We start from the raw sequence: 13091 nt of genomic DNA, 5'->3' as shown, positions 1-13091 counted from the left end.
CGGTGCGCCGCTGCCGGGCGGATCGGGGTCAGCCGGTCGCGCCCGCGCGGCCGGCTCCGGCGGGCAGCCGGTCGGTGCGGGTGTGCCGGTAGGCGTGGACGGGCTCGCCCGTGCCCGGTTCGAGGGTGTAGGCGTCCACCACGACCTGCCGGGCGTTGACGGTGAGCAGCATGAAGCCGAGGGTGTCGTACGCCTCCCAGAACGCCCTGTTGCTCGGCTCGTCCGCCCGGCCCTTGGTCTTGGCCGCGGCACCGCAGACGATCTGCTGGGTGCCCTGGTACCGCTCCGCGGTGTCCAGGATCTGCAGAGTGTGGTCGTGCCCGCCCAGCAGGAACTCCGCCTTCCCGGCCACGACGTCCTCGTACAGCTCCTTGACGTGCTTGCCGCTGAGGTAGTCGCCGCAGGAGATGCCCTCGTACTCCCCGGCGTTGCGGTGCGTGCCGTTGTTGCGCAGCGGGTGGTGCGCGAAGACGAACTTCCAGCGGGCCCGGGAGGCGGCCAGCGACTGCTGGAGCCAGGCGCGCTGTTCGCGCGCGAAGGGACCGTTCCAGTAGTACTCGGGGTCGGTCTGCAATACGTAGGAGGCCAGCGGCGTGGTGTCGATCGCGAAGAACTCCGCCACCGGCTCGTCGGCACCGCCGGGCACGGCGACCGAGTAGTAGCGGCCGGGCATGTACCAGCGGGCCGAGTGCGCGTGGTAGGCGACCTCGTGGTCGCCGCGCGAGGGCCACCCGCCGCTGCCGGGGATGATGCCGCTGGTGTCGTGGTTGCCGAGCACCATCAGCCAGGGCACGTCGATTCCGGCGTTGGGGCGTTCGAACTTGGACTGGAACTCGTCGTCGGTGTCGCTCTCGGGGCCGTTCTCGTAGATGTTGTCGCCGAGTCCGATCGCCAGGTCCACGCCACGGCGGGCACACACCGTGCGGGCGGCGTCCGCGACCTGCCACTGGCCGTCCCCGCCGGTGCCCGCGTCGCCGGTGAGCAGCACGGTCAGCTCGGCCTTGTCGGGTATCGGCAGCTTGTCGACCCCGGCGGCGAGCGCCTGCGGCACCGAGGCGCCGCCCAGTACGGCGGCCGCCCCCACCCCACCGGCTCCCGCGAGCACCGTCCGCCTGCTGACGCCGGTGCCGGTCCCCTGAGTTCCCATGCGTCTCTCCTCGTGTGTGTCTGGCACAGACACCACCCCCTGCGGGTGAAGGTGACATGTACACGGCGCAGCTAAGACTGGGCGCGGCGAGAAACACTGTCAACTCGTCGGTAACCACGAATTCCCCGGTCGGAGCCGAGGTGGACGGCCAGCAGCAGACCGGTGGCGGCCAGGAGCGCCAGCACGGTCAGCGCCGGTCCCATCGCCGTCAGGAACCCGGCGCCCGCCCCGGACCGCCGCCCGGGCGTCCAGAAGGACAGCAGCGTCGTCGCCAGCGCCACTCCCGCCGCCGGCCCGACATTCATCGCCGTCTGCTTCACCCCGCCCGCCACCCCGGCCTGCTCGGCCGGAGCCCGCCCCACGACCACGGACGTGGCCGTCACCAGCACCGCGGCGAACCCCGCGCCCAGCGCGAAGAACGCGACGCCGATCCCGCCGGCCCCGGCGTCCGCACCCAGCCGGGACAGCAACAGCACACCGGCCGCCAGCGACGCGGCGCCCGCCCCCGCCGTACGGCGCGGACCGCAGCGCCGCAGCAGCACGGCGCACAGCGGCGCGCCGAACACCATCGTGGCAGCGAGCGGCAGCGTGCGCAGTCCGCAGACGAAGGGGTCGAGACCGAGGACGTCCTGAAGGAAGAAAGTCCCCACGAACAGCGTCCCGAACAGTGCCGCCGAGGAGACCACCAGCAGTGCCAGCGCGGGGGCGATGCCGGGCGCACGCAGCAGTCCGGCGGGCACCAGGGGGTGCGCTGCGCGGCGTTCGTGCCGGACGAAGGCGGCCGCCGCGACCGCACCACCGACGGCCAGGCAGGCGTTGACCGCCGTCCAGCCGTCCCGGGCGGTGACGACCAGTGTGTGCACCGCGCCCAGCAGCGCGCCGCCCCACAGGCAGGCGCCCGGAAGGTCGAGGACCTCGCGCGGCGAAGGTTCGGGCCGGCCCCGGCGGCCGGCCAGCAGCACCAGCGGACCCACCCCCGCCGCGGGGACGTTGAGCAGGAACACCGCACGCCAGCCCGGTCCCGCGACGAGCAGCCCGCCGAGCACCGGCCCGCACGCGGCGGCGAGCCCGATCACGCTGGTGCGGACCGCGATCGGCGTCGCCAGCCGTCCGGGCGGGAACACGGCCCGCAGCATGCCGAGCGTGGCGGGTTGCAGCAGTGCACCGAAGACGCCCTGGACGACCCGCAGCGCGACGACCCAGCCGATGCTCCCGCACAGCCCGATCCCCGCCGAGGCCGCCCCGAAGCCGAGCATCCCCAGCGCGAACAGGCGCTGATGCCCGTACCGGTCGCCGAGCCGCCCGGCGAAGACCAGCAGACTCGCGACGGCGATCAGATACCCGGTGCTCGTCCACTGCACCTGCACGAACGTGGCGCCCAGCTCCTGCTGCAGCCGGGGCTGGGCGACGGTGAGGACCGTGCCGTCCAGCGCCACCACGGCCGCCCCCGTGACGCTGCCGAGGAAGGTCAGCGCCCGCGCCCGGCGCTCCGGCGGCGCGCTCACCCGCCCACCGGGCCCAGATGGGCGTCCAGGGCCGCCTCCAGCACCTCGTCCTGGCCCGCCGCGGTGGCGAGCGGAAGGCTGCGCCAGGCGCCCAGTTGGGCGATCCCGTGCAGGTTCGCCCAGAGTGCTCCGGCCCGGGCCCGCGGGTCGGCCCCCGCACCGTCCCCGCTCTCCCGGCCCGCGCGCACGACGAGGTCCACCAGCACCTCGAAGAGCGGCAGGCTCACCTCCCGCAGTCCCAGCTCCCCGCTCTCCAGCAGGTCGTGACGGAACATCAGCTCGTACATGCCGCGGTGGTCCCGGGCGAAGGCCAGATAGCCGCGGGCCAGCGCGGCGAGCTGGGCGCGCGGGCCCTCCTGCGTCCGGTCGGCCGAGACCTCCCCCACCACGGCTGCCAGCCGGCCGAACCCCTCCCGCGCGATGGCCGACAGCAGCGCGAGATGCGTCGGGAAGTACCGACGGGGCGCCCCGTGGGAGACCCCCGCATGCCGGGCGATCTCCCGGAGCGAGACCCCCCGGGCCCCCTCAGCGGCGACCAGTTCGACTCCTGCGCGGACGAGTCGCCCGCGCAGCCCGGCGTCCGTGTTCGGTTCATCCATGGACAGTGTCTACCAGGTATCAGTAGACACTGTCTACGCTCCTCATCGATCCTCGTTCCCGCAGGCCAGCTCGCACCAGACCGTCTTCGCGTAGGCGCCCTGCTCCACGCCCCAGCGCAGCGCGAGCGAGTCGACCAGCGCGACCCCTCTGCCGGACTCGGCCTCCGGCGCGGCGGCCAGCAGCAGCGGGAGCGGCCGCGGGTCCGGGTCGGTCACCGCGAGCCGCACCCGCTCACCGCCGCACCATGTGACCCGCACGGTCACCGGGACCCCCTCCCCCACGTGCACGACCACATTGGTGAGCAGTTCACCGATGCAGAGCGCCATCGCGTCCGCCGCTCCGCGGGCACCCCACTGCGTGCAGTGCCCGGCCACCTGGTGCCGTACCGCGCCGACATCCGCGGCCCGCGCCAGCAGCGCGAGCGAGAGCGCGGGACGCTGCGGCGCCTCGGCGATCCGCCAGGTCTGGGTCCTCACCCTCCCGCCTGCCTCTCCCCCGCCGCGGTACGCAGCACCGCCGCGAGAGCGCGGGCGGTCTCGACGTTGCAGTTGCCGAGCGAGACGAGCGGGCGGGGCTGCCGTCCGGCATATGTCACGGGATCGACGCCGAGGGACGGCAGTGTGAGCCCGTGCGCGCGCAGCGCCGCGCCCAGTTCCGCAATGCATTCCTCACCTTCGTCGCCGTATTTCGATCGCCCGTACGCACACTCGTTCATGTGTCGCACCTTCCTTGAGCAGTGTGTGACTGACACCCCACACAATGGCCGGAGGGCGGGTAACGTTGCGGCCGATCGGGCTTCCGCAAGCGAACTGCCCATCAGCTACGACCAATTGCGGACCCCCGGGGAATGGCTCCCCAGCGAGCGAAAACAGCCAGCACTCTCTCGGCGGTGAACCGTGCCAGGACCCAAGGACATCGACGGCTCGGCGGGCGTGCCCACCTTCTACGGCAAGGAACTGCGCTGGAAGCGCGAGCAGGCCGGACTGACCCAACCCCAACTGGTGGAGGGCAGCTTCTACGGCCACAGCCACCTGAGCGAGATCGAACGCGGCGAGCGGCGCATGCCGCCGGACCTCGCCGCGCACGTGGACAAGGTACTCAAGACCGACGGCTTCTTCAGCCGCCGCTGCGAGGATGTGCGGAACGCGCGATTGAGGGGGCACGCCCCATACTTCGAGCGGGTTCTGGAAACCGAAGGCAGCGCTCTCTCCATCGATCAGTGGAGCCCCACTCTCGTCCCCGGCTTGCTGCAGACCGAGGCATACATGCGGGCGGTCATTCGCTCCACTCACCCTCAGGATCTACCGGAAGAGGTGGATGGGAAGGTGCGAGCCCGGCAAGCCAGGGCCGAGCTCTTTGAGAACCCCAAGACACCGGAGTACTGGGTGATCATGCACGAAGTCGTGCTGCGTGAGCCACTGCTGGAGCCGGAGGAGATGGCTCTGCAACTCGACCACGTTTCCGGATTGGCAAAGCGACGACGCATCGTTCCACAGGTTCTGCAGTGGAATGCCGCGACCCGAGCACTGATGACCGTCACTCTGACGTCGTTGGAGTTCGCTGATGCACCGCCACTTGTCTACGCCGAGGGGCCATACCATGGTCACGCCATGGAAGATCCCGGATCAGTGAGGCAGTACCAGAAGGCATACGATCGCTTGAGGGCCGCAGCGCTTTCGCCAGACGCGTCCCTCGCACTGATCGAAGCAGCTGCAGAGGACTATCGAAGTGGCAGACGTCCGGTATGGCTTGAACGCAGCCTGGCGCAAGAGTAGCTACAGCAACGGCGACGGAGGCGAGTGCGTCGAGGTCGCCCTTCCGGCGCACGGTGGTCTCGTCACGGTGCGGGACACCAAGGCAGGGCCGGGAGGCCACGTGCTGACGTTTCCCGCGTCGCAGTGGCGGCGTTTCGTGGCGAAGGCCCGCAGTTCGGCGGGCCACGTGGATGTTCTGAGGGAGATCGAGCCGTTCTCCGACTGACCTGGGCAGTTCGCCGAGCCGGTGGCGCTGGTACGACGCCGCGACAGCGAGGTCCAGCGCCGCCGTCGGTGGGCGACCGCTCCGGTGGGCCGGGGACCGGTAGGGGCAACGGACCGGCACGCACCGCTGCCGGACGTCCGCCGGTCGACCCGGCCCCGCGCCGTCCTCAGCAGGTGATGCGGCGCTCGGCGCTCTCGTAGATGCCGAGGTTGGAGTCGACGGCCACGACCGTCTTGTAGGTGTAGGTGCCGGAGCCCGTGCAGTTCCACCACGCGATCGGCGAGCCGCTGTAGAGCGGGGTCCAGTCCATCTCCTGCCAGCCGTACCAGCGGTGGCGCTGGAGAGAGATCGTGGCGTCTTCGCAGCTGCTGCGGGCCTTGCTGGCCCCGCCGATGACCTCGCTGATGCCCTTGTAGGGCGCCGTGATGTGGTAGCAGCTCCGGTCCCAGTCCGAGGCGGCGGCCGGCGTGGTCGGCATCAGCAGGGTGGCGGCGAAGGCCAGGGCGACAGCGGCGGACGTCTTTCCGGCGAGCCCGAGAGATCTCATGGCAGAAGCTCCTGTCTGCGGTGTGCACGTAACCGACGGAGGAACTTTTCCATCAGGAGCGAGACGAATCAATAGTCACATCGACACCTGACGTTCCATCAATCTCCGTCGTCACAGGCATTTTTGCTCCTCGAGTCCGGTCAGAACACCGGTGGGCACCGACCAGGTCTTCGGCACCCCCCGCGCGGCCGGCCCTGAGGTATCCGCTCCGCCGCCTCGGCGCCCGGCGGGTGAGACACCCACCGCGTTCGGCTGGGTCGGTGGTGGCAGCAGCGTCCGAGCCGACGCCACCACCGGCACGTCCTTCGCCATGGCCAAGAGCCGTCTCACTCCCCACTTCGACAGCGCACAGCGGCCCGCGGACCTGAGCCGCGGCCGCGCTCGGCCCGCCCGCTTGAGCAGCGGCGCCAGGGAGCGTGCACTGCGGGTCCCGCGCCATGGATGCGGCGGGGTCCGGCCGGACGGCACCCGGCGCGGCTGCTGCGGTCTCCGGCAGGCCGGGGCGGCCGGTGGGACAGCGGTCGGCGGGCCGGGTGCCCCGGCCGGACCAGCGGTGCTGCCGGAGCATCCGCGCACGCGACGGCGGTCGGCGGCCCGCTTGTTGAGCATCTGTCACACCCATGGGTTCACGGGTGTGACAGATGTACATAGTCCGTTGGACGCGTGCCGTTCTACCGTCGGTGTGCGCGAGATCTCACGCCGGGTGACCCTCGGCTTTCTCGGTCGGCCGCCCGGTCTGCGACGGACGGAGGGAGGTTCCGTCCGCGCTGTCTGTAGCCTCATGCGCACGCCGGTACACCCCGGCGTCGTCGGGCGACGTCCGAAGGCAGCGGCGCCGACCGGGCGGCCAAGCGCCGCACTCCCCGGTTCAGGGGACTGCGCGGCGGAGAGTCCGCGCCCCCGCCCCGAGACCGCGAGCGCGTCGTGCGCGAGCGCGTCGTGCCGGGGCCCGGGAGAACCGGAGGGAAATGGTCCGGTCAGAGCCGTGCCGCGAACTGTGGAAAATGGGCACGGAACTCACGAGTAGTCACCGGAAGCAGAAAGCGAACACGCCCGAATCACCCACTTCCTCCCGGCCCGGGAGCCTTGTCGGGGGGCGAACCGGATGGAAATCGGGCGCCGCCGCCCGCCCGAAGTGAATTGCCCACCCGAGTTGTGTGCAGCATGATGCTTGGTGCAGAGCCCACCAGCGGAAAGCCGAGCACGCGCAGAACGCAGAAGCCGTACAACATTCAAGAGAATCCTCTGACCAAGGCGTTCTCCTGTTGCACGCGGTGAGGCGCCGGCACAGTGCGGCAATACCGGGGGCACCACATGTGCCCATTCCGCACCTGGACCGGACCCTGACGGGTGCGCCGTCGACAGCGCCCCGTGTCCCCGACGTTCCGCGCCACTGCGATCGGCCTTTCCAGAAAGGAAGGCAACATGCCCATCACGAGGGAATCCCGCGCCGCACGCTGGGCGCAGGAGAACGCCGGGGAGTGGTGCGGGCACCGCGTCCCGGAGGCCGACGAGGCCGTGCCGGTGCTGACCACGCCCATCTTCGCGACCTTCGCGGTCGCCGGTGCGGCCGGGGCCGGCCTGGGCGCCGCCCGGGTCGTGGGCGGGATCACCGGCCACATCGTGGGCGCCGTCCCGCCCCCCGGCAGCAACGAGGTCTCCGGCTACCTGGAGGCCGGACGTCCGGTGAAGGAACTGCTCGCCAACCACCCGGCGATCTGATTCCGGCGGGGCCGGTGCCCGGGCGCCGGCCCCGTTCCCCGACATCCTGGAGATGGATGACTTTCGAGATGTCAGACGAACTGGACTCAGTTTTCCGCAAGGTCGAGTTCATGACCTCGCTGGGCGCCACCATCGGCTCCCTGGAGCAATTGTCCGACCCCGAGGTACTCGCCGACGACCATCTGCTCGGCTGGAACGTCACCAGACTGCGGGGGCCGAAACTGTGGCGCGATCACAGTGCGCCGGCCGAGAAGATACTGGCCTATCCGCAGATTCTTTCGTTGTTCGGCGCCCGCGCGCTCTCCGGAACGTCCCTGCTGCTTCCCGGAATCAGCCGCACCCATCGCGGTGTGCTCTGCGGCTTCATGAGCGCGAGCAGCTACGCGAGCCAGACCAGAATGGTCTACGGATTCGACGGTTCGGATCACTTCGCGTTTCTGAACTACGCCTGCTCGGCCCTGGAGAAACTCTACTCGCACGACCCGCGCGCCCGCGAGGAGATCGCGCTCTTCCTCGCCCTCCAGAGCTCCTTGTCCTATCTGGTGGCCGGGGCCTCCAAACTCATGTCGCCCTCCTGGCGGGACGGCAGCGCCATTCCGGGGATCTTCCGCACCTCCACCTACGGGGACGCCGGGTTCCACGACGCCGTGCGCGACCGCCCCTGGCTGGCCAAGACCGTCGCCTGGGGGACCATCGCCGGGGAACTGGCCTTCCCGCTGGCCCTGGTGGCCCCCGCGCCCGTCGCGCGGGGCCTGATGGCAGCGGGAGCCGGGTTCCACCTGGGCAACGCCCGCTTCATGGGGCTGAACCGCTTCCTCTGGTCGTACTGCGCCACCTACCCGGCCGTCGAGCACGTCGGACGTGAGGTGCGCGCCGCACGGGCCGCACGGCGCCCTTCCGGCCCGTGCCTGCCGGCCGGCCGGACAGGGACCGGCCCCCGCCCCGCGCAGCCGGCTGCGGGAGGCGCCGCCGCCCTGCACCGGGCGGCCGGGTGGCTGTCCCGCCCGGAGGTCGCCAAGAGCGTCACGGCCGCGGGCGCCGGCCTGCTGGCCCTCGCGGGCGCCGGCGCACTGCACCGCAGGAACCGCCGCCGCCGAACGGTCCGCGCGTGTGTCCCCGGGCGCCTGGTGCGCCTCTCCGCGCGCTCCGTGCACGTACTGGACCGTACGCGCGGCGACGGACCCACCGTGGTGTTCGAGAACGGCATGGCCTGCCCGTCGACGGAGTGGGGCTGGGTGCTGCGGCAGCTCCCCGAGCACGTCCCGTACGTGGCCTACGACCGGCCGGGCACCGGATGGTCGCCGTCCGCGGGCGGGCCGCGCGACGCCGCGCGGAGCGCCGCGGATCTGCGCGAACTGCTCCACGCGGTGTCCGCGCGCCCGCCGTTCCTCCTGGTCGGCCACTCGGTGGGCGGCCTGCTGATCCGCAGCTTCGCCGCGCGCCACCCGGACGAGACGCACGGGCTGGTGTTCGTCGACTCCTCGCATCCGCAGCAGCTCGAACGCTCCCCGCGGCAGCGCCGCACCACACCCGTCGTCCGTCAGCAGATGACCACCACCTGGCTGCGCACCGCGTTCACGCCGGTGCGGGGCAGGCAGAGCCGCGACAGCCCCTTCGACACGCTGCCCGAGCACCTCGTGGGGCCGACGAGGACCTGCCTGGAGGACCCCGGGATGTGGCTGGCGGCCCGCCGTGAGATCGGCCGGTGGCTGGGTTCCTGGGCCACGGACGCCGGACGGCTGACGGAGGCCGGGACCCGGCCGGTGTCGGTGCTGACGGCCGGCCGCACCTCCCGTACCGACCCCGTGCACCTGGACCTCCAGCGGGACCTGGCGGGGCTGTCGCCCGTCTCCCGGCACCGCCTGGTGGAGGACGCGACGCACGAGTCCCTGGTGATGTCCGCCGAGCACGCGGGCGAGATCGTCCAGGCCCTGGCCTGGGCTCGGGAGAAGGAGGGCGTACATGTCCGCGACTGACACGGTCGCCCGCGGCGCCGGGCCCGCGGCCCGCTGGGCGCTGCGCGGACTGCTGACGGGCTGGTTCTCGCTCACCGTCGCACAGCAGTTCAAGAAGCGCCCCCGGAGGCTGACGGCGGTCGACCCGGTGAACGTCCTCCTCCCGGTGTCCACGTTCTTCGCCCCGCACCCGGGTATCGACGACACCCATCTGCTGCTGCGCGAGCAGCTCGCGGACGGCACGGTCACCGACTGGGCGGAGGAGGGCGTCGTCGAGGCGCGCACACTCCGCCAGATGCTCTGGCACCCCGTGCGGCGCAAGGAGAAGGTGCTCTTCGACGTCGCGGCCGAACTGAGCCGGATCGTCCGCACGGAGCGGCGGATCGAACATCTGCAGCTCGCCCTGCCGTACCTGAGCCTGCTCAACTTCGTCACGCACCGGTGTCCGCACCCGCCGGACGCGCGGAAGGTGCAGTTCATGCTGGTGACGTCCGCGGGCCGGGAGCAGACCGAGGCGCCGCGGGCCGTCTTCACCTCGGCCTTCCACGAACTGGAGCACGACCACCGGTCCGACGGCCACCCGGCCCCGTCTCCCCGAGGAACCGCATGACCTCCACCACTCCGGACGGCGCCGGGAACGCCGAGAGCTCTGTCGACAGCACCCGGATGTCCCTCGTGATGGGTTTCGCGCTGGCCCAGGTGACCGGGACGATGGCGCGGCTCGGCGTACCGGACCGCCTGGCCGGCCGGCCCGCGACCGCGACAGAGCTGGCACGGGAGTGCGGAGCAGACCCGGGGCGGCTGGCCCGGCTACTGCGCGCCGCCGCGGCGCTCGGACTGCTGTCCGTCTCCGACGGCGTCCACCACCTGACCGCGCTGGGCGAGGAGTTCCGCTCCGGGCGGCCCTCACGCACCGTCGTCGAGCTGTACGGCGATCCGGCCGTCTGGGAGGCGTTCGGCGCCCTGGAGGATGCCGTACGCGGTGGAGCACCGGCGTTCGACCAGGTGCACGGCACCCCGTTCTTCCTGGCGTGCGCGGAGGATGCCCGCCTGGGCGACCGCTTCACCGCGGGCATGGCGCTCTCCACCTCCGTGATGATCCCGGCCATCGTCGACCACTGCGACGTCGGCGGATTCCGCCACGTCGTCGACGTCGGAGGCGGGGACGGTGCGCTCCTCGCCGCGCTCCTCCACGCGCACCCGGCGCTGGAGGGCACCCTGCACGAGCGCCCGACGGCGCTCCGGGCGGCGGAGCACACCCTGGCCGGAGCCGGGGTGGCCGACCGCTGCACGCTGGTGGAGGGCGACTTCTTCACCTCCGTGCCCGCGGGCGGGGATCTGTACGTCCTGAAGAACGTCCTGCACGACTGGGACGACGAGGACTGCGTCCGGGTGCTGCGCCACTGCTCCGACGCTGTCGCGGGATCCGGCGGCAGCGTGCTGGTGCCCACGCTCCTCATGCCCACCGCGGAGGAGATCGGGTCCGCGCAGGACGCGCTGATGGTGGCGATGAGCGATGTCGAGATGATGGTGCTCACACCCGGCCGGGAGCGGACCCTGGCCGAACACGAGGAGCTCTTCGCCCGCAGCGGGCTGCGGCTGACGTCCGTCGTCGCACTCCCGGGGCTCGCGCATCACGCGGTGCTGTTCGCGGCCCCGGAGCCGGGCGCCGACGGGTAGCGGACGCCGGTGGCGCCGGGCTGCCCGCCGCCTGTCGCCCGCGGGGCCGCGCCGCTCACGTCAGGGCGGGCCGCTGCCGCCTTCGCGGTCGCGTTCGCGTGCGGCGATGCGGGCCAGCTTGGTGAGCATCATGCCGTTGCGGACCGCGACGACATAGTCGACGGGAAGCCCGTGCATCCGCGTACCCGGACCGCGCAGCGGATGCCATTCCAGGACGACGAGGGTGTGCTCGCCCCAGGGGATCAGCCCGATGGCGATGCGGTGCACCGGGATGCCGGGTGTCCAGGAGTTCAGCACCACCGCTCCGCGCGGCGCCGGCCGGGGTGATCTCACACTCGTGCTGAGGCCTCCGCGGCGCGGGCGCCGCGGAGGCCTGTTGCCGCCGGCGTGTTGTCAGCAGGACGAGCGGGGCCGGGGAGTCACGGAGCGAGTCCCCGGCCGCCTGTCAGGTGAACCGCCACTCGTGGTCGTCCTTCGGGTAGCAGTTGGCGACGCCCAGGCGCGCGGCGTCCTTACCGGCTCCGAAGGTCTTGCCCCACACGTCCAGGCACATGTTGCGGCTCTTGTAGTTGCGGATCCAGTACTTGCCGTTGCCCCGCCCCTGCAGCCACCACCGCTGGTTGTCGTCGGCATTCTTGACGCACTTGTACTGCACGACGCCGGTCGCCCCGGGGACCGCGCCCTCTCCCGGCAGGTCCAGGCAGAGGTCGTCCTTGACGTTCTTGATCACATAGAGATTGCGGCCACCGGGCCCCTTGCCCTTCTGCTTGACCACGAAGTCCCAGACCTGGTTGTCGGCACTGCGGTCCCGGGCGCAGGGGAACTGCATGAGCTTGCCGCCGGACTTGCCCTTGCCGAAACCCGAGATGTCGACGCACTGCCCGGTCATGACGTTCCGGATCTGCTTCTTCTTGAACAGCCCCGGGCCGTGGGCCCGATAGAGCGAGCTGGTCTTCTTCTCGTCCTTGTCGGAGTCCTCGTCGGAGTCCTTCTCGTCCTTCTTCTCGTCGGACGCCGACTCGGCGTCGGTGTCCGACCCGGACGCCTCGTCCTCGTCCTTGTCCTCCTTCTTCTCCTTGTCCTTCTCGTCCTTCTTGTCCTTCTCCGCCTTTGGTGACGGCGACCGGCCCTGGTAGGAACCGGGGGCGTCCTCGTCGGCGTCCCCCGGGAGGGTCACGCCGGAATCGGCCGCCGCGTTCTTCTTCTCGTCGTCATCGTCGTTCGCGCCGAGAGCCATCAACGGCACGGCTATCAGCAGCACACCGCCAATGGCGGCCGCGGCCCGCAGCGCCTTGGTGGGCTTCCCGGAGGGCGGATCCCCGGCGGCGTCCGTCGCGGTGCTCGCGGACGGCGGGTTGCCGCCGGAGGTGGCCACGGCGGTGAGGCCGGTGGCACCCCCGCTCGGAGGCCCGGAAGCGGCGGAGGCCGCGGACCCCTCGGTGGTCGTCGCCGTCGGGGCCCGGACCGCCGCGGGATCCGCGGCGGTCTCCGACGAGCTGTCCGAAGCCGAAGAAGCGGGGTCCGCGGCCGAGTTCGCCTCGCCACCGTTCTCCGGGCCGTTCCCCGATTCCCGCTCCGGCTCCGGCGACGCGGAGCCCTCGGGCCCGGCGGCTCCGGAGGCCGCGTCCGGTCCGGGCGACGTTTCGGCTTCCGGAGCGTCCGGCTCACCGGCGGCGGGTCCGGACGAGGACACCGGCCGGGACTCCGGAGCACCGGACGACGTGTACGAGGCCGGTGCGAAGGACTCCGGCGGCTCGGGAGGCGCCGCCGGGTCCCCTCCCGTGGTGGCAGCGCCGACCGGCCGGCTCGGCTCCTCCCCCTTCGCGCGCAACTCGTCCGGCTCGGGGGTGCCGGCGGCTCCGGGCAGTGGCACGGCACGCCGCACCACCGGTTCCCTGGAGCCGGGTGGCTCTTTGTCGGACATCGTTGTCTCCCTTTCACGCTGATCGGATCGG

At 71.8% G+C, this 13091-nt stretch carries 15 protein-coding genes; 7 read left to right on the top strand and 8 right to left on the bottom strand.

All coding sequences use genetic code 11. From position 1 onward, the window contains the following. Positions 1–28: 28 nt before the first annotated feature. The 5 genes from ACFYMO_RS00090 to ACFYMO_RS00070 form a co-directional block, all read right to left on the bottom strand. Positions 29–1147 (bottom strand): metallophosphoesterase, encoded by a 1119-nt coding sequence (locus ACFYMO_RS00090; protein WP_388543199.1) that lies wholly within the window; start codon positions 1145–1147, stop codon positions 29–31. A gap of 71 nt (positions 1148–1218) precedes the next feature. After that, entirely contained in the window at positions 1219–2652 is a 1434-nt protein-coding gene (locus ACFYMO_RS00085; RefSeq protein ID WP_388543197.1) for an MFS transporter, read from the bottom strand. Next, positions 2649–3251 carry a TetR/AcrR family transcriptional regulator gene (locus tag ACFYMO_RS00080; RefSeq protein WP_019357384.1) on the bottom strand — a complete coding sequence of 201 codons (603 nt, stop codon included), beginning with the start codon at positions 3249–3251 and terminating at the stop codon, positions 2649–2651. The genes ACFYMO_RS00085 and ACFYMO_RS00080 overlap by 4 nt, the downstream gene beginning before the upstream one ends. Before the next feature lie 42 nt (positions 3252–3293). Then, a complete protein-coding gene (locus ACFYMO_RS00075; RefSeq protein WP_388543196.1) occupies positions 3294–3728 on the bottom strand; it encodes an ATP-binding protein in 435 nt (144 codons plus the stop codon). Continuing rightward, complete coding sequence (locus tag ACFYMO_RS00070) at positions 3725–3967, bottom strand: hypothetical protein (protein ID WP_019357382.1); 243 nt, start codon at positions 3965–3967, stop codon at positions 3725–3727. The genes ACFYMO_RS00075 and ACFYMO_RS00070 overlap by 4 nt, the downstream gene beginning before the upstream one ends. Before the next feature lie 181 nt (positions 3968–4148). Here ACFYMO_RS00070 and ACFYMO_RS00065 point away from each other — a divergent pair, with 181 nt between their 5' ends. Together ACFYMO_RS00065 and ACFYMO_RS00060 are read left to right on the top strand one after the other, a co-directional pair. After that, positions 4149–5027: a Scr1 family TA system antitoxin-like transcriptional regulator gene (locus ACFYMO_RS00065; RefSeq protein ID WP_388543194.1), complete on the top strand. Its 879-nt coding sequence runs from the start codon at positions 4149–4151 to the stop codon at positions 5025–5027. Continuing rightward, positions 5002–5232: a DUF397 domain-containing protein gene (locus ACFYMO_RS00060; RefSeq protein ID WP_388543192.1), complete on the top strand. Its 231-nt coding sequence runs from the start codon at positions 5002–5004 to the stop codon at positions 5230–5232. Before ACFYMO_RS00065 ends, ACFYMO_RS00060 begins: the two co-directional genes overlap by 26 nt. Positions 5233–5398: 166 nt before the next feature. Here ACFYMO_RS00060 and ACFYMO_RS00055 read toward each other — a convergent pair whose 3' ends face one another. Continuing rightward, on the bottom strand, positions 5399–5779 hold the full coding sequence (locus ACFYMO_RS00055; RefSeq protein WP_388543190.1) for a hypothetical protein: 381 nt from the start codon (positions 5777–5779) through the stop codon (positions 5399–5401). A gap of 1425 nt (positions 5780–7204) precedes the next feature. Between ACFYMO_RS00055 and ACFYMO_RS00050 the strand changes: the two genes are divergently transcribed. From ACFYMO_RS00050 to ACFYMO_RS00035, 4 genes are read left to right on the top strand one after another with little or no spacing between them, the layout of a single operon-like run. Further along, on the top strand, positions 7205–7501 hold the full coding sequence (locus ACFYMO_RS00050) for a hypothetical protein (protein WP_019357374.1): 297 nt from the start codon (positions 7205–7207) through the stop codon (positions 7499–7501). 56 nt (positions 7502–7557) lie between these two features. After that, a complete protein-coding gene (locus ACFYMO_RS00045; RefSeq protein ID WP_388543188.1) occupies positions 7558–9477 on the top strand; it encodes an alpha/beta fold hydrolase in 1920 nt (639 codons plus the stop codon). Beyond that, positions 9464–10066 carry a hypothetical protein gene (locus ACFYMO_RS00040; RefSeq protein WP_019357372.1) on the top strand — a complete coding sequence of 201 codons (603 nt, stop codon included), beginning with the start codon at positions 9464–9466 and terminating at the stop codon, positions 10064–10066. The genes ACFYMO_RS00045 and ACFYMO_RS00040 overlap by 14 nt, the downstream gene beginning before the upstream one ends. Next, positions 10063–11136, top strand: coding sequence for a methyltransferase (locus tag ACFYMO_RS00035; protein ID WP_388543186.1), 1074 nt, complete (start codon positions 10063–10065; stop codon positions 11134–11136). The genes ACFYMO_RS00040 and ACFYMO_RS00035 overlap by 4 nt, the downstream gene beginning before the upstream one ends. Positions 11137–11196: 60 nt before the next feature. Here the strand turns inward: ACFYMO_RS00035 and ACFYMO_RS00030 are convergent, their stop codons facing one another. Together ACFYMO_RS00030 and ACFYMO_RS00025 are read right to left on the bottom strand one after the other, a co-directional pair. After that, positions 11197–11433 (bottom strand): hypothetical protein, encoded by a 237-nt coding sequence (locus ACFYMO_RS00030; protein WP_388543185.1) that lies wholly within the window; start codon positions 11431–11433, stop codon positions 11197–11199. Positions 11434–11581: 148 nt separating this feature from the next. After that, positions 11582–12511, bottom strand: coding sequence for an RICIN domain-containing protein (locus tag ACFYMO_RS00025; RefSeq protein WP_366772760.1), 930 nt, complete (start codon positions 12509–12511; stop codon positions 11582–11584). A gap of 13 nt (positions 12512–12524) precedes the next feature. Here ACFYMO_RS00025 and ACFYMO_RS00020 point away from each other — a divergent pair, with 13 nt between their 5' ends. Further along, on the top strand, positions 12525–13082 hold the full coding sequence (locus ACFYMO_RS00020; RefSeq protein WP_388543183.1) for a hypothetical protein: 558 nt from the start codon (positions 12525–12527) through the stop codon (positions 13080–13082). Positions 13083–13091 lie beyond the last annotated feature (9 nt).

The organism is Streptomyces sp. NPDC007025, from assembly GCF_042869455.1.
Taxonomy (GTDB): domain Bacteria; phylum Actinomycetota; class Actinomycetes; order Streptomycetales; family Streptomycetaceae; genus Streptomyces.
This window is presented reverse-complemented; position numbering and strand designations above follow the sequence as displayed.